At 73.0% G+C, this 15768-nt stretch carries 14 protein-coding genes; 9 read left to right on the top strand and 5 right to left on the bottom strand.

Going from position 1 to position 15768, the window contains the following annotated elements; genetic code table 11:
• Positions 1 to 55: 55 nt before the first annotated feature.
• Entirely contained in the window at positions 56 to 931 is an 876-nt protein-coding gene (locus tag HUN59_RS16305; RefSeq protein WP_174778957.1) for a L,D-transpeptidase, read from the top strand.
• Positions 932 to 1078: 147 nt separating this feature from the next.
• On the opposite strand, the gene HUN59_RS16300 is transcribed toward HUN59_RS16305, so the two are convergent.
• Positions 1079 to 1876, bottom strand: coding sequence for an HAD-IIA family hydrolase (locus HUN59_RS16300; protein WP_174778956.1), 798 nt, complete (start codon positions 1874 to 1876; stop codon positions 1079 to 1081).
• 131 nt (positions 1877 to 2007) lie between these two features.
• Here HUN59_RS16300 and HUN59_RS16295 point away from each other — a divergent pair, with 131 nt between their 5' ends.
• From HUN59_RS16295 to HUN59_RS16280, 4 genes are all read left to right on the top strand, one after another.
• Positions 2008 to 2751: a TetR/AcrR family transcriptional regulator C-terminal domain-containing protein gene (locus tag HUN59_RS16295; protein ID WP_174778955.1), complete on the top strand. Its 744-nt coding sequence runs from the start codon at positions 2008 to 2010 to the stop codon at positions 2749 to 2751.
• A complete protein-coding gene (locus HUN59_RS16290; protein WP_174778954.1) occupies positions 2748 to 3614 on the top strand; it encodes a DUF3592 domain-containing protein in 867 nt (288 codons plus the stop codon). Before HUN59_RS16295 ends, HUN59_RS16290 begins: the two co-directional genes overlap by 4 nt.
• Positions 3615 to 3660: 46 nt before the next feature.
• Positions 3661 to 3969, top strand: coding sequence for a DUF4190 domain-containing protein (locus HUN59_RS16285; RefSeq protein WP_174778953.1), 309 nt, complete (start codon positions 3661 to 3663; stop codon positions 3967 to 3969).
• Between the two features lie 96 nt (positions 3970 to 4065).
• The gene (locus HUN59_RS16280; RefSeq protein WP_441307045.1) at positions 4066 to 4743 is read left to right on the top strand and encodes a TrmH family RNA methyltransferase; all 678 of its coding nucleotides are present in this window, start codon (positions 4066 to 4068) and stop codon (positions 4741 to 4743) included.
• A 27-nt stretch (positions 4744 to 4770) separates the two neighbouring features.
• Here HUN59_RS16280 and HUN59_RS16275 read toward each other — a convergent pair whose 3' ends face one another.
• From HUN59_RS16275 to HUN59_RS16260, 4 genes are all read right to left on the bottom strand, one after another.
• A complete protein-coding gene (locus HUN59_RS16275) occupies positions 4771 to 5748 on the bottom strand; it encodes a LacI family DNA-binding transcriptional regulator (RefSeq protein ID WP_254629918.1) in 978 nt (325 codons plus the stop codon).
• 317 nt (positions 5749 to 6065) lie between these two features.
• Positions 6066 to 8135 carry a YhgE/Pip domain-containing protein gene (locus HUN59_RS16270; protein ID WP_174778951.1) on the bottom strand — a complete coding sequence of 690 codons (2070 nt, stop codon included), beginning with the start codon at positions 8133 to 8135 and terminating at the stop codon, positions 6066 to 6068.
• Positions 8132 to 8860 (bottom strand): hypothetical protein, encoded by a 729-nt coding sequence (locus HUN59_RS16265; protein WP_144803013.1) that lies wholly within the window; start codon positions 8858 to 8860, stop codon positions 8132 to 8134. The genes HUN59_RS16270 and HUN59_RS16265 overlap by 4 nt, the downstream gene beginning before the upstream one ends.
• Positions 8857 to 9525, bottom strand: coding sequence for a TetR/AcrR family transcriptional regulator (locus tag HUN59_RS16260; protein WP_144803010.1), 669 nt, complete (start codon positions 9523 to 9525; stop codon positions 8857 to 8859). Before HUN59_RS16260 ends, HUN59_RS16265 begins: the two co-directional genes overlap by 4 nt.
• 240 nt (positions 9526 to 9765) lie before the next feature.
• On the opposite strand from HUN59_RS16260, the gene HUN59_RS16255 reads away from it, so the two are divergent.
• From HUN59_RS16255 to HUN59_RS16240, 4 genes are all read left to right on the top strand, one after another.
• Positions 9766 to 13344, top strand: coding sequence for a S8 family peptidase (locus HUN59_RS16255; RefSeq protein WP_174778950.1), 3579 nt, complete (start codon positions 9766 to 9768; stop codon positions 13342 to 13344).
• A gap of 124 nt (positions 13345 to 13468) precedes the next feature.
• Positions 13469 to 13639 (top strand): hypothetical protein, encoded by a 171-nt coding sequence (locus tag HUN59_RS16250; protein WP_174778949.1) that lies wholly within the window; start codon positions 13469 to 13471, stop codon positions 13637 to 13639.
• Between the two features lie 220 nt (positions 13640 to 13859).
• The gene (locus HUN59_RS16245; RefSeq protein WP_058742208.1) at positions 13860 to 15155 is read left to right on the top strand and encodes an adenylosuccinate synthase; all 1296 of its coding nucleotides are present in this window, start codon (positions 13860 to 13862) and stop codon (positions 15153 to 15155) included.
• Positions 15156 to 15157: 2 nt separating this feature from the next.
• Entirely contained in the window at positions 15158 to 15715 is a 558-nt protein-coding gene (locus HUN59_RS16240) for an arsenate reductase/protein-tyrosine-phosphatase family protein (protein WP_144803004.1), read from the top strand.
• Positions 15716 to 15768: the final 53 nt, after the last annotated feature.

The following is a 15768-nucleotide window of genomic DNA, read 5'->3' as shown; positions in this document are numbered from 1 at the left end:
GCGGTGCGGTCAGCACGCCGGAGACGACGGTCGCCGTCCCACCGGGAGACACCCCGTGCAGCGCACCACCCTCTGGACCACCGTCGGCGGCGTCGCCGCCGCCGTCGCGGCGGCCGCGATCGCCCTCCCACTCCTGGTGGGTGGCGGACCCGCCCCCGCGGCCGGCACCACCCGCGCGGCCACGGCGTCCGCGTCCTCGGTGCCGAGCGTTCCGTCCGTCGACGCCGCGGCGCTCGCCGCCCTGCCCGAGGCGCAGTACTCGGCCGTGATCGGCGGACTGCTCCCGTGGGACCGGACGACCACCTCGGTCGACGTGTTCCACCTGACCGCCGACGCCCCGCTGTTCGGCGACGCGCGGACCGCCCCCGTGGCGCGGTTCGCGAAGGACGACTTCCTGCAGCAGCCGACCACGGTCGTCGGTGTGCGCCGGCAGGGTCCGTGGGAGCTCGTGCTGACGCCCGCGCGGCGGCAGCTGCCCTCGGCCGCCGGAGCCGGCGGTGCCGCGGCGCAGACCGCGGCGTGGGTGCCCGCGGCCATGCTGACGGCGGCACCGGCGCCGACCTCGCGCGTCGTGATCTCGACGAAGGAGCAGTCCGTCTCGATCGTCTCGGCGTCGACCGGTGCGGTGCAGCAGCACTTCGCCGCGGGCGTCGGGACGGCGGACACCCCGACGCCGACCGGGGTCACGGGCTACCTGGAGCAGCGGTACGTCGACCCGTCGCAGGGCACCGGCGACCACCCGATCCAGCTCACCTCGCTGCACTCGAGCGCCGCCGACGAGCCGTACGGCGGGCACGACGGCGGGTTGATCGGGCTGCACTGGAACGCCACGACCTCGGGTGCGGTGTCGCACGGGTGCGTCCGGCTGTCCGCCGAGGCGGTGGCAGCGGTGGACGCCCTGCCGCTCGGCACTCTCGTCACGGTGGAGTGAGGCGAGGGCCGGGCGGGGCGCGTCGGCCGGGATCGCCAACGCAACTGTGGCGGTTCCTCGCAGCGGAATGTCGCTGCGAGAAACCGCCGACGTTGCGTCTTGCGGAAGGCCAGCGGGCCGGGCGCGGGAGTGCGAGCGGGGCCCTCGCTACATCTCGACCTCGATGGGCTCGGGACGGACGAGCTCGTGCACGCCCGTGATGACCTCGCTCGGGCGGAACGGGTAGCGGTCGATCTCGGCCTGGTCGCTGATGCCGGTCAGGACGAGCACGGTGTGCAGCCCCGCCTCGATGCCGGCCTGCACGTCGGTGTCCATCCGGTCTCCGATCATGCCCGTGTTCTCGGAGTGCGCCCCGATCCGGTTCATCGCCGACCGGAACATCATCGGGTTCGGCTTGCCCACGACGTACGGCTGCTTCCCGGTGGCCTTCTCGATCATCGCGGCGATCGCACCCGTGGCCGGCAGGACCCCCTCGGCCGACGGGCCGGTCGCGTCCGGGTTCGTCACGATGAACCGGGCACCGTCGCGGATGAGCCGGACGGCCTTCGTGATCGCCTCGAACGAGTAGTTCCGCGTCTCGCCGACCACCACGTAGTCCGGGGCGGTCTCGGTCATGATGAACCCGGCCTCGTGCAGGGCGGTCGTCATGCCGGCCTCACCGATCACGAACGCCGAGCCGCCGGGCATCTGGGAGCGGCAGAAGTCGGCCGTCGCCAGCGCGCTCGTCCAGATCCGCTCCTCGGGCACGTGCAGGCCGGAGCTCCGCAGGCGGGCGCTGAGGTCGCGCGGCGTGAAGATCGAGTTGTTCGTCAGGACGAGGAACTCGGTGCCCTCGTCGAGCCACTGCTGGATGAGCTCGGGGGCACCCGGGAGCGCCTGGTTCTCGTGGACGAGCACGCCGTCCATGTCGGTCAGCCAGCACTCGACGTCGTCGCGGGTCGCCATGCGCCCAGGCTACCGGGAGCGCTCGCCAGCCGGTCGGCCACCGAGTCCTGGCCGACCGGACACCGAACGGCGTTCGGCTTTGCCCTAGGCTTTTCCGTACACGTACCGGATCCGGATCAGGAGGCCCTTCCGTGCTCGTCGACCCCGGCACCCCCAGCGCCGCACCCCGCTCCACCACGGCCGGCAAGGCCCCGGCCAGCCCCGCCGCGGCCAGCAAGGGACACACGTCGACGGGCGACGAGCCCGCCCCGCGCCGCCGCGGCCGGCCGAACGTCCTGAGCCGCGACCAGGTGGTCGACGCCGCGACGGCCATCGCGAACGAGGAGGGCCTCGAGCGCCTGTCCTTCCGCGCCCTCGGTGCCCGCCTCGGCGTCGCCCCGATGACGGTGCACCGGACCATCGGCGGCCTGGACGACCTGCACGCCGAGCTCGTCCGCCGCACCGTCGACGAGTTCACCGCGACCTTCGTCTGGCCGGACGACTGGCGCCAGGTGGTGTGCGTGTTCGCCCGGACCTTCCGGCAGCTCATGCACACGCACCCACTCGTGCTCGAGTCGCACAGCCAGCGCGCCCCGCTCGCCTCGACCGAGTCCGACGCCGTCGTGGCGAAGGTCGTCGGCGCCCTCCGGCAGGCCGGGCTGAGCGAGCGGGACGCCATGTACGCGTTCTTCGTCGTGTACGACTTCGTGGTCGGGCACGCCGGGGTGCAGGTCGGCCGGGGCGACTCCGACGCCGGACGCCCGGAGCGGCACCGGCTCGTCGGTGAGATCCTCGGCGAGCACTCCTACGACGAGCGGTTCGACCTGGGACTCGAGATCCTGCTGAGCGGGATCGAGGCACGCGTCCGCTCCACGAGCGCCGACGCCGACCGGTGAGCACGGTCGACCCGCAGCAGGCCCGCCGCGAACGTGAGGCCCGCCACCGCCGCACGCCCCTCGCCCTCGCGATGACGGTCCTCGGCGGCCTGCTCGTCACAGCCGCGGGCGCGGTCGGCGGCGCCGCGATCGGGCAGTTCGTCCTGGTGTTCCGGATGATGAACCTGAACAGCGTGTTCTCGGACAGCCCCGACCCCGACACCGTCCCGTGGGCCGCCCCCGTCGCGGTCGTCGGCACGCTCGCCGCCGCCGCGGTCTACACCCGCTGGAACCACCGCTGGTCCGGTCGCACCACCGACGTCGCGGGCATCGGCGTGCTGCCGCTCTGGCTCGTCGGGGCAGCGGCGTTCCTGTGGTGGACGACGCAGACGCAGTGGCCCGCCCCGGACCGGGTCGGAACCGCCGTCGACCCGACGTTCGGCCACGACGAGGCCTGGAGCGCCGGTGACTGGGTCTGGTACGCGACCGTCTGGTGGGTGCCGGCCCTCGTCACGCTCCTCGCGGTGCTCGCCTGCACCGCCGGCGGCGTCACGCGCCTGGGCCGGGGGAGCCGCCGCGCACGCCTGACCGACGTGCTGCAGCAGGGCCGGCGGACCACGGGCGAGGTCACCGCCGTCAGCGGCGCGACCACCCCGGACGCGTCCCGCACCCTGCTGCGGTGGACGTTCACGTTCGTCGACCTGCAGGGCGTCCGGCGCTGGGTGGAGCGGACCGAGGGCTTCGCGCACGGCGAGGGTCCGGTGCTCGGCCACGTGGTCACGGTGCTGTACGACCCCGCCCGGCCCGGCGACCGGAAGCGCATCTTCGCCGCGACCGGCAAGGGGCAGAACCCGGAGGAGTTCCTGCGTCCGGGCACGACGTAGGTTGGCACTTCGCAACGAAATCCGAGTCGCCCTACGCTCGTTGGCCGTGTCAGAACAGAACGCCCAGACCCAGTCCCAGTACCAGCCGTACGCAGCAGCGCCCGCTGCTCCGCCACGCACCAACACCCTCGCGATCATCGCCCTCGTGGCGGCGTTCGTCGCGCCGATCGTCGGGTTCGTCCTCGGCTTCGTCGCGATGTCGCAGACCCGGAAGCGGGGCGAGGGCGGCCGCGGCCTCGCGCTCGCGGCCGTCATCGTCGGCGGTGTGATCACCCTGCTGTACGTGGTCCTCGTCATCGGGCTGGTCGCGGTCGCCGCGTCCGCACCGACGGTCGAGTACCCGACGGGGTACTGACCGCGTCCGGCCGGCGGTGACGACGGTCGCCGGACGGGAGGCGCGGGGCACGCACCGTACGCTGGTCGCGTGACCGAGCGCCTCCCGTCCGACCCCGTGGTCCCGTCGACGGGACCGGCGCACCGGGGCGACCACGCGCCGCAGCTGCCGCCGACGCACGAGGCGACCACCAACGGCGTCGGACCGCACCCGGAGCCGTGGCCGGACGACCCGCGGCTGGACCCGGAGCTCCTCGCCGCCGGGGACACCCGCAACGTCGTCGACCGGTTCCGCTACTGGTCGATGGACGCGATCGTCGCGGAGCTCGACACCCGTCGGCACGGGTTCGACGTCGCGATCGAGAACTGGCAGCACGACCTGAACATCGGGTCGATCGTGCGGAGCGCGAACGCGTTCCTCGCCGGGACCGTGCACATCGTCGGACGGCGGCGGTGGAACAAGCGCGGGGCGATGGTGACCGACCGGTACCAGCACGTGCGGTACCACCCCGACGTCGAGGCGTTCCTCGCGGCGATGCGCGACGAGGGCCGACCCGTCGTGGCGATCGACAACACCCCGGGGGCCGAGCGCATCGAGACGGCGGCGATCCCGGAGCGGTGCGTGTTCCTGTTCGGGCAGGAGGGACCGGGGCTCACCGAGGCGGCCGTCACGGGGGCGGACGCGCACCTCGAGATCACGCAGTTCGGGTCGACGCGGAGCATCAACGCCTCGGCGGCGGCCGCGATCGTCATGCACGCGTGGGTCGTGCAGCACGCGGAACTGCCCGGCGCCTGACCGGGCGGACGGGCTGGCGGCGCGCGGTCAGCGCGGGGCGGTCGTGCGGCGGGCGACCAGGCGGGGCTCGACGAGGGTCTCCTGCGCCGGCGCGGTCGGGTCGGCGATGCGGGCGAGCAGCCGCTCCCCGGCGCCGCGGCCGATCTCCACGCTCCGGTCGTCGATGCTCGTCAGCGCCACGTAGGCGGTCGCGGCGAGCGGGGTGTCGTCGTAGCCCATCACGGACACGTCATCGGGGACGCGCAGGCCCCGGTCGGCCAGGGCGGACAGCGCGCCGAGCGCCATGACGTCGTTCGCGGCGAACACGGCCGTGACGTCGGGGTGTTCGTCGAGCAGGTGCCCGACGGCCTCGGCGCCGGCGGTCTCGGTCGGTTCGCCGCGCATGACGCTCGAGACGACTTCGGCGTCGGGCGGGCCATCGGCTCGGGCGGTGTCGACCCGTTCCTGCAGGCCGGCGAGCCGCTCGGCGGAGGCGGCGGAGCTCGCACCCACGAAGCCGATGCGCGTGTGCCCGAGCGACAGCAGGTGCTCCGCCGCCATCCGGCCACCGGCGCGGTCGTCGTTCGCGACGGTGTCGGCGCGGGGGAGGGTCGCGCGACCGCCGGCGACCACGACGGGCATGCTCGCCGGGATCGCGAGGTCGGTGTCGGGCTCGCCGGCGATGACGATGCCCTCGACGCGCATGGACAGGAAGCCCTCGACCGGCGAGGCGTCCAGGCCCGTGTTGAGGAACCGGTCCGCGACGACCAGGCGGTGTCCCTGGTCCTGGAGCGACTCGCGCAGGCCGGTCAGCAGGTCGACGAACCACTGGTTCCGGAAGTCGTCGAGCACGACGCCGATCGTGCGGCTCCGGGTGCCGGCGAGCGAGACCGCGGCGGTCGAGGGGCGGTAGTCGAGCTCCTGGATGGCCGTGAGCACCGCCTGCCGGCGCTGGTCGCTGACCCGGGGCGAACGCTGCAGCACGAGCGAGACGAGGGACTTCGACACCCCGGCACGGGCGGCCACGTCGTAGATGGTGGCGGGCTTGTGCTCCGTCGTCGCTGGCGTGCCGTCTGCGCTGGCGGGCGTGCCGTGTCCCATGATCCCCGTCGACCTCCTGTGGTGTCCCTCGATCGTACCGGGCGCCGTTCCGCGGTTGTCAGGACATGGGCGGGGCGGCGGTCGCGCGGCGGCGACCGGCCCGGGGTCGGGGTGGTTCGGTGTGCTCCCGCACAACGAGAAGCACGCCGCGCCACGGACTTCCGCGGTGCGGCGTGCTTCTCGTTGTGCGGAGCGCCCGGCGCCCGGCGCCCGGCGCCCGCCGCCGGCCCGGCCGGCCCGCGCTACCCGATCAGGCTCGGCCGCAGGTCGCGCAGCGTCCGCGTGCGGGTCTGCCGGGCCGTCACCACGAGGGACACCAGCAGTGCGCCGAGCAGCCAGCACGCGAGCACCCCGACGTCGGACCACACCGCGCCCATCGACCCGCCGTACATCGTCTGCCGCAGGGCGTCGACCGAGTAGGTCATCGGCAGCGCGAAGTGCAGCGCCGCCAACGGCCCCGGCAGCGTCTGCCACGGGAAGGTCCCACCGGCGGTCACGAGCTGCACGAGCATGAGCACGAGCCCGAGGAACTGACCGACCGAGCCGAGCAGCACGTTGAGCGCCATGATGATCGCCGCGAACGTCGCCGAGGCCAGGACCATCACGCCCACCGTCGACCCGGCGTGCACCACGTCGAGGTCGAGCGCGAACCGCACGATCAGGAACAGCGCCGCCATCTGCACCACCCCGAGGAGCGCCGGCGTCAGCCAGCCGCCGAGCACCACCGACAGGGGCTTCCGCACCGCCGTGATCGCCCGCTTCGAGATCGGCTTGAGGATCAGGAACAGCGCGTACATGCCGATCCAGGCCGCGAGCGAGATGAAGAACGGCGCGAGGCCGGCCCCGTAGTTCGACGCGGCGGCCACGTTGTCGTCACCGACCTTCACGGGGTCCGAGATGACCGATGCCTGCGCGTTCCGCTGGGACGCCGTGGACGCCGGGATCTTCGTGCGCCCCTGGTCGAGCTTCGACGCGAGCTCCTTCGAGCCGCTCTCGAGCTGGTCCACCCCGGACGACAGCGACGACGCACCGGACGCGGCCGACGCGGCACCGGAGGCGAGCGACGACGCACCCGAGGACAGCGTGGGCGCGGCGTCGGCGAGCTTCGACGTACCGGCCGAGACCTGCGACGCGCCGGTCGACAGCTGCGACGCCCCGGACGCGGCGGACGCGATCCCGTTCGACAGCGTCGGTGCGGCGGCGGCGAGCTGCGCGGCCCCGTCCGTCACCTGCTGCGACCCGTCGCGGAGCTGGTCGAGCCCCTGCAGCGCGGCCTTCGCGTCGGCGAGCTGCTGCTGCGTCTTCTCGTCCTGCAGCTGGGCCTGCACGGTCGCGGCGACCACGGCCTGCTGCTCCGGCGTCAGGGTGACCCCGCGGTCGGCGGCGGCCTGGGTGATCGCCGCCGTGACGGTATCCGGCGACGCGGTCTGCAGCGCCTGGAGCGCCGGGTCGGTCTCGGCGGTCAACGCCGTCAGGTTGTCCGACACCTGCTTCGCACCGCCGGCGAGCTGCTGCGTCTGCGCCGGCAGGTCCGCCGTCTGCCGCTGCGCGTCGGCGAGCCCCGACGCCAGCGACGACGCCCCGGACGCGACCTGACCGGCCCCGTCCGCGAGCTGCCGCGTCTGCGACGGCAGCTCGGCCGTCCCCGACGCGAGCTGCGACGCCCCTGCCGACAGCTGGTCCGTCCCGGACGCGAGCTGCCGGGCACCGTCGGCGGCCGAGGTGGCCCCCGACGCGAGCTGCCCCGCCCCGTCGACGGCGTCGCCGAGGCTGTCCCGCACGTCCGCGAGCCCGACGAGCAGGGTCTTCGCCGCCTGCTTCCCGACCCGCTCCGCCACGGCGGTGCGCATGGTCTTGCCGGCCTGCTCCGCGATGGTGGACGCCAGGTAGGAGTTCGTGTCCGCCGTCGTCATGACGAGTTCGGCGCGCTTCGGATCGTCGCCCTGCGCCGACACGAGCGACTCCGAGAAGTCGTGCGGGATGGTCACGACGAAGTCGTAGGTACCGTTCCGCACGCCGGAGCGTGCGTCGGCCGCGGAGGTCTCGGTCCACTTGAAGTCGGCGCCGTCCAGTGCCTGCTTCGTGACGTCCTTGCCGTAGTCGACGCGCTCGCCGTCCAGGGTCGCGCCGGCGTCCTGGTCGACGATCGCGGCCGGGACCTGGTCGAGCTTGGCGTACGGGTCGCGGTTGGCCCAGAGGTACGCGCCGCCGTAGAGCAGCGGCACGATCATCAGGGCGATGAACGCCAGTCGCGCGAGCGGGGTCGCGGTGAGCCGCGCGAGTTCGGCGCGGATGAGCGAGGGGATGGTCACGCTGTCGCCTCCGTGGGCAGGTGGTCGGTGTCGGCCGGGAGGCTCGTGGGGCCTCCGTCGGTCACGGTCACGTCGTCGGGACCCTCGGTCTGGTGCGGGTCGGACACGGTGTCCGTCCCGATGGTGTCGAGCAGCTGCTCGACGGTCGCCGCGGCCGCCTTGGAGGTCACGACGACGACGGTCACGCCGCGGCGGGCGACGTCGCGCACCACCGCGAACCACTCCGCCACGGCGCCCCCGTGCCGCTCGGGGGTGGTGAGCACGATGCCCGTCACCCCGTCCCGCAGCAGCGCGAGCTCGACCAGCAGCCGCACCCGCACGCCCGTCGGGACCCGCTGCACGGCGGTGTCGGCGTACTCCCGCATCCCGAGCTCGTCGAGCACGGTGTCGACGTGCCGGCGGGAGGGCCGCTGCCCGGCGAACGCGAGCTCCTCGCGCACGACCTGGGTCAGCGTGAGCACCGGGAACGGCTCGGCGACCCCGGGGGTGTCCACGAGCGCGAACGCCGTGCGCACCGCCCCCGCGTCCGGTCGTCCGTCGAGCAGCACCCGTCCGGTCTCGGGCTGCATCCGGCCGCCGGCGACCAGCGACGCGAGCACGGGTGCCTGTTCGGTCTCGACGGCGACGACCCCGGGGCGCCCGGGGCCGGCGACGGCGGACACGACGGGCAGCGCCGCGCCGGGCTCCTCGCCGATGCCGACGTGGTCGAGTTCGAGCGTCGTCATGCGCGGGCCTCCGGGGTGGTGGTCGTGGTGGTGGGGGACACGGGGGCGACCGGCTCGGACAGCAGTGCCGTCCGCCAGTCGATCCCGGCGGTGCCGAGGGCCGACAGCACGACCATGCGCCGGCCGGCCTCGTCGGTGGTGCCCGAACGGGTGGCCTCGTCGAGGACGGTGATGCACGCGCCCTCGACCAGCCGGGCGAGCGTGGCGGGGTCGACGTCGTCGCGCATCGAGCCCTCGGCGATCCCGAGCGTGCACGCCTCGCGCACCTGGGCCCGCAGGGGCGCGAAGACCTCGGCCACGGACTCGGCGAACGGCGAGCGCACGGCGATCCGGGCCATCGAGCGGACGTGCGACACCTCGGACCAGAGCGCGACCGCGATCACGGCGAGGCGCGACGCCGGCGGCAGCACCCCGAGGTCCGAGGTCGTCGGCATGGCGGCGGCGATCCGGGCGGCCCCGGCGGTGACGAGCTCGCGGACCAGGTCGTCCCGCGACGGGAAGTGTCCGTAGACCGCACGGCGGGACAGTCCGGCGGCACTCGCGATGGTCTCGAGCGACGCGTCCGGGTCCTGCTGCAGGACGGTCTTCGCGGCCTCGATCAGGGCGGCGCGGTTCTCGGTCGCGTCACGCCGGGGGGCGCGCACGGGCTGGTCTGCGGTGGTCACGGCGACCATCGTACGATCGTGCACAGCAGTGTGCAAGTTCACAGATCGTGTACCCCCGGACGGGGGCCAGTCCCCCGAAGTGCCGACTGCGGTGCCTGTGAACGACCGCATAACTTCACAGGAATTCCCACCACGGACGGAACCCGAGGAGTGCGCCCTGTGACCAGAGCTACACCGAACCGTGCAACACCAGATCAGACGGACCCCACCACCCCCACCCGGCACCGCCGGCTCACCCGCGTGCTGACCGCCGGCATCGCCGCCGTGGCCCTGACGTGCGGCGGACTCGCCGTCGGCGGCGCCGCGAACGCCGCCCCGACCGGACTGTCGTCGGCCGACCTCAAGCTCGCGCAGCCACTCCGCGACGCGAAGCCCTCGAAGACGATCGCCGCGTTCGTGCGGACGACCGGCGAGGGTGCGCTCGCGGTCGACGCGAAGGCCAAGGGCGGCGACCTGACGAAGTCGAAGACCCAGTCGACGCAGGCGAAGCAGCGCGTGCAGGCGATCGCGTCGACGGTCGACGCGGTCAGCGCCGCCGTCAAGCAGTCGGACGCCAAGGCCACCGAGCTGTACTCGACCGAGTACACGGTGCCCGGCGTCGCGGTCGTCGCGGACGTCGACGCGCTCCGCAGCATCGCCGAGCGCTCCGACGTCGAGAGCATCATCCCGCTCACCCCGAAGAAGATCGTCGACCCGGCACCGGGCGATGCGTCGCAGGCCCCGAGCGGCGTCGACCCCGACCTGGTGAAGCCGGGCGCGGACGGCGTCAGCCCGAAGAACGCGGCGAGCGACGTCTACACGCGGGCGCTCGACGCGTGGCAGCAGACCGGGAAGACGGGCAAGGGCGTGAACATCGCCGTGCTCGACACCGGTCTCGACTACACGCAGGCGGACTTCGGCGGCCCCGGCACCACGGCCGCGTACCAGACCGCCCTCGCGAGCACGAACGCCCCCGACCCGAGCTGGTACGACGGCTCGAAGTACCTCGGCGGCTACGACTTCGCCGGTCCGACCTACAACGCGGACACCTCGAGCGCGGCGTACGACCCGACCCCGAAGCCGGACGCGAACCCGATCGACGGCAAGGGCGGCGACCACGGCACGCACGTGGCGGGCACCGCGGCGGGCTTCGGTCTGACGGCGGACAAGAAGACCTTCCGCGGCGACTACTCGAAGCTCACGAACCAGACCGTGCAGGACATGTGGGTCGGCCCGGGCACCGCGCCCCAGGCCGGGCTGTACGCCCTCAAGGTGTTCGGTGACGACGGCGGTTCGACCGACCTGACCGGTGCCGCGCTCGACTGGGTCGGCAAGGCCCTGACCGAGGGCAAGGACATCAACGTCCTGAACCTGTCGCTCGGCTCCGACTACGGCGCGCCGGACGACCCCGACAACGCCAAGATCGACGCGCTCACCGCCCGCGGTGTCCTGCCGGTCATCGCCTCGGGCAACGCCGACGACTTCACCGACATCGGTGGCTCGCCGGGGAACGCCGAGGGCGCCCTGACCGTGGCCGCGAGCGCCACCGGCCAGTCGCTCTTCGACGGTGTGCAGGCGACCGCCCCCGCGGACGTCTCGAACACCTACCGCGCGCAGTACTCGCAGAACTACCAGGGCACCCTGCCGGTCGAGGGCGACGTCGTCGTCCCGTCCACGAACATCGACGGCTGCCAGGCGTTCAGCGCCGACGAGGCCGCCAAGGTGAAGGGCAAGGTCGTCTGGCTGAAGTGGACCGACGGCGCACTCGAGTGCGGCTCGGGCGTTCGCTTCAACAACGTCCAGGCGGCCGGCGGTGTCGGCGTCCTGCTGGCCGGCACGGTGACGAGCTTCGACTCGGGCATCGCGGGCAACGCGACCATCCCGGGAGCCGAGCTGACGTCGGACAGCGTGGCGAGCCTCCAGGCCGCTGCCCAGGCCGGGACCCTGCACGTGCGCTTCGCGCAGGAGCTCAAGGGCTTCCAGCTGGCGACCGACCAGGCGAACGTGAACACGCTCGCACCGTTCACCAGCCGTGGCGTCCACGGGTCGTTCGACGACATCGTCAAGCCCGACGTCGCCGGCCCCGGGGTCAACGTGATCTCCGCGGCCAACGGCACCGGTGACGGCCGCATGTCGATGAGCGGGACCTCGATGGCGACCCCGCACGTGGCCGGCATCGTCGCGCTGACGTTCCAGTCGCACCCGTCCTGGACCGCCCCGCAGGTCAAGGCCGCCGTGATGAACACCGCGACGCACGACGTCCGCCAGGGCGACCGCACGGCCACCCTGCTCCGCCAGGGCACCGGCCGCGTCGACGCGCTGCAGGCGGTCACCGCCGGCACCACGGTCCGGAGCATCGAGAACGACCAGCTCGTCACCGCCTCGTACGGTGTCATCGAGGTCAGCGGTGCCACGAGCGAGTCCCGCACGCTGCAGATCCAGAACACCGACGGCCGTCCGCACACCTACGACGTGGCGTACCAGCCGCAGGTGGACCAGCCGGGCGTCGCGTTCACGCTGAGCACGAAGCGGGTCACGGCTCCGGCCCACGGCACCGCGACGGTCAAGCTGACGTTCACGATCGCCGACCCGACGAAGCTCCGTCGCGTCATCGACCCCACGCAGGAGTCGGTGCAGTCCGGCTACCAGCGTGAGTTCGTCGCCGCGGCGTCGGGTGTCGTGGCCTTCACGCCGACCGACAAGTCGCTCAACCCGCTCCGCCTCGGTGCCTACGTGGCCCCGAAGCCGGTCAGCGCGGTGCACGGCAAGGACATCGCGTTCTCGGGCGCGCAGACCACGTCGGACCTCGCGCTCACCGGGCGCGCGGTCGACCAGGGCGACGCCGTGACCGGGTACCACTCGGTCGTCGCGCCGTTCGTGCTCGGTGGGACGGACCCGCAGGAGTCGTTCCCGGCCGGTTCGGCGAAGCAGTCGCTCCAGGCCGCGGACATCCGCTCCTACGGCGCGAACTACGACAAGGCGTCCGACACGCTCGCGTTCGGCGTCCAGACCGCCGGTGCCGACGCCAACCCGGGCGCCGTCACCAACGTCGAGGTCATGATCGACACGAACCGCGACGGGAAGCCGGACTACCTGGTGTACGACGCGAAGTCGGCCACGGTCGACGCCACGTTCGCCACCACGGTCGACCTCGCGACGGGCAAGACGGTCGACTCGCAGCCGCTGGGCGGCGGGACGGCGGGGCAGGACGTGAACACGTTCGACAGCGCCGTGAAGGTCCTGACGGTGTCGGCCTCGACGATCGGCGCGACCGGTCCGTTCGACTACTCGGTCCTGACCGAGTCGGCGTACGCCCCGGCCCTCGCCACGAGCGGCTCCTACGTCGTCGACGAGACCGACTCGGCCACGTACGACCCGTCGAAGCCGACGCTGACCTTCGCGCAGGGCGCCACCACGGGTGTGCTCTTCGCGGACCAGGGCTCGCTGCAGGTCACGCGTCCCGCGGACGTCACGAACGCCCGCATCCTGCTGCTCCACCTCGGCAACGCGGTGGGCGACCAGGCGGACACGCTCGCGGCGGCGCAGACCGCGCCGACGCTCGCGCTCCGCAAGGGCAGCGCCGTGACGATCTCGGGCGACCCGAAGGTCGGCAAGACGCTCCGCGCGCAGCACGGCTCGTGGGACGGCAAGAAGGTGACGTACTCGTACCAGTGGCTCCGTGACGGCGTGGCCGTGAAGGGTGCGACCGGCGAGCGCTACTCGCTCGGCACGACCGACCAGGGGCACCGCTTCCAGGTGCAGGTCACCGCGAAGGCGAAGGGCTACCAGGACGGTTCGGCGACCTCGAAGTCGACCGCCAAGGTGGCTCCGCGTCGCTGACGCACCACCAGGAACGCCCCGTCACCCCTCGGGTGGCGGGGCGTTCCGCGCGTCCGCTGCAACCCGAGTGCGGCAACAGGACATGTAGTTAGACAAACTAGACAATCGGTGGGAAGGTCGTCCCATGCGAACGCAGAGCACCCTGATGCAGCTCCGGGCCAACCCGATGGAGTGGCGCCGCCGTGGGCTCACCCCGCCCGACGCGATCCAGGCCATGGTGGCCGAGCGCCTCGCCGAGCCGGGGCACTCCCAGCCGGTCGGCGACCCGTCCTACCGGGACTTCTTCCGCGCCTGATCGCGGAGCGTCACCTCGGATCCAGCGTCACCACGGACCGGACGGGAGGCACGGTGCCAGCTGGCACCGTGCCTCCCGTCCGTCCGTGGGTCGCGACCACGTCGCGACGCGACCCGGACCGACCGCGCGAGGTAGCGGGCAGGTGACCGTTCGATAGACTCGGGTGGACCATCGGCCCAGCCCGCCGGTGCGGTCCTCCGCCAACGTGAGGAGAACCTCCATGCCCGCAGCAGTCATCATCGGTGCCCAGTGGGGTGACGAGGGCAAGGGGAAGGCCACCGACCTCCTCGGCTCCCGCATCGACTACGTCGTGAAGTTCAACGGCGGCAACAACGCCGGGCACACGGTCGTCGTCGGCGGCGAGAAGTACGCGCTCCACCTGCTGCCGTCCGGCATCCTGACGCCGGGCGTCACCCCGATCATCGGCAACGGCGTCGTCGTCGACCTCGAGGTGCTGTTCCAGGAGCTCGACGCCCTGCGCGCCCGCGGCGTCGACGTGTCGAAGCTGCTCGTGTCGGCGAACGCCCACGTCATCACGCACTACCACCGCACCATCGACAAGGTGACCGAGCGGTTCCTCGGCAAGCGCCAGATCGGCACGACCGGCCGCGGCATCGGCCCGACCTACGCCGACAAGATCAACCGCGTCGGCATCCGCATCCAGGACATCTTCGACGAGAACATCCTGCGGCAGAAGGTCGAGGCGGCCCTCGACCAGAAGAACCACCTGCTCGTCAAGGTCTTCAACCGCCGCGCGATCGACGCGGACGAGGTCGTCGAGTCGCTGCTGTCCTTCGCGGACCGCCTGCGTCCGATGGTCGCCGACACCGCGCTCGAGATCCACCGCGCGCTCGAGCGGGGCGACACCGTCCTGTTCGAGGCCGGGCAGGCGACGATGCTCGACGTCGACCACGGCACCTACCCGTTCGTGACCTCGTCGTCCGCGACCGCCGGCGGTGCCGCGACCGGTTCCGGCATCGGCCCGGGCAAGCTCGAGCGGATCATCGGCATCGTCAAGGCGTACACGACCCGCGTCGGCGCCGGTCCGTTCCCGACCGAGCTGTTCGACGAGTCGGGGGAGTTCCTGCGCGCGAACGGCTTCGAGTTCGGCACCACCACCGGTCGCCCGCGTCGCTGCGGCTGGTACGACGCCCCGATCGCCCGGTACACGGCGCGCATCAACGGCGTGACCGACTTCGTGCTGACGAAGCTCGACGTCCTGACGGGCCTCGAGACCATCCCCGTGTGCGTCGCCTACGAGGTCGACGGCCAGCGCGTGGACGAGGTCCCGGTCAACCAGTCGGACTTCCACCACGCGAAGCCCATCTACGAGGAGTTCCCCGGCTGGACCGAGGACATCACGGGTGCCCGCTCGTTCGAGGACCTGCCGCAGAACGCCCAGGACTACGTGCTGGCGGTCGAGGCGATGTCCGGCGCCCGGATCTCGGCGATCGGTGTCGGCCCGGGGCGTGACGCCATCGTCGTGCGCCACGACCTGCTCGGCGCGGCGCTCTGAGCATGCGGGTCCTGTTCGTCTGCAGCGGCAACATCTGCCGGTCGCCGCTCGGCGCCCAGGTCCTGACCGCCCGGCTCGGCCCGGACGCGCACGCGTTCACGGTCGAGTCGGCGGGCACGATCGCCGACGACGGTGCCGCGATGGACGGCCCTGCGGCCGCGCAGTCCGCCCGGCTCGGCGGTGACCCGTCGACGCACCGGTCCCGCTACCTGACGGAGCAGATCGCGGCGTCGGCCGACCTCGTTCTGACGGCCGAGCGGTCGCACCGCGCAGCCGTGGTGTCGCTCGCGCCCCGGGCGGCGAAGCGGGCGTTCACGATCAAGCAGTTCGCGCGGGTGCTCGACGGGCTCGAACCAGAGGACCTGTCCGGGATCGAGACGGCGCAGGACCTGGTCGAGCGCGTCGCTCGGCTGCGGGGGACCGTGCCGCCGCCGGCCGACCCCGCGGACGACGACGTCGACGACCCCTACCGGCGCTCGGACGAGACGCACGTGCGGGTCGCCGACGAGATCGACGCGGCGCTCGCGCCGATCGCGGACGCGTTGCGCGCCCTGCGCTGAGCCGCGCGGCGCGGGCGCGGCCCAGCCGGCCCGGCGCGGTGCGGTGCGGTGCG

The sequence above is a fragment of the Curtobacterium sp. Csp2 genome (assembly GCF_013347165.1).
This window is presented reverse-complemented; position numbering and strand designations above follow the sequence as displayed.

What these genes read in the sequence shown, in the direction of transcription:
- HUN59_RS16300 (WP_174778956.1), bottom strand. Translation starts at nt 1,876, where the DNA reads ATGGCGACCCGCGACGACGTCGAGTGCTGGCTGACCGACATGGACGGC.
- HUN59_RS16265 (WP_144803013.1), bottom strand. Translation starts at nt 8,860, where the DNA reads ATGACGACGCTCGAACTCGACCACGTCGGCATCGGCGAGGAGCCCGGC.
- HUN59_RS16250 (WP_174778949.1), top strand. Translation starts at nt 13,469, where the DNA reads ATGCGAACGCAGAGCACCCTGATGCAGCTCCGGGCCAACCCGATGGAG.
- HUN59_RS16245 (WP_058742208.1), top strand. Translation starts at nt 13,860, where the DNA reads ATGCCCGCAGCAGTCATCATCGGTGCCCAGTGGGGTGACGAGGGCAAG.
- HUN59_RS16240 (WP_144803004.1), top strand. Translation starts at nt 15,158, where the DNA reads ATGCGGGTCCTGTTCGTCTGCAGCGGCAACATCTGCCGGTCGCCGCTC.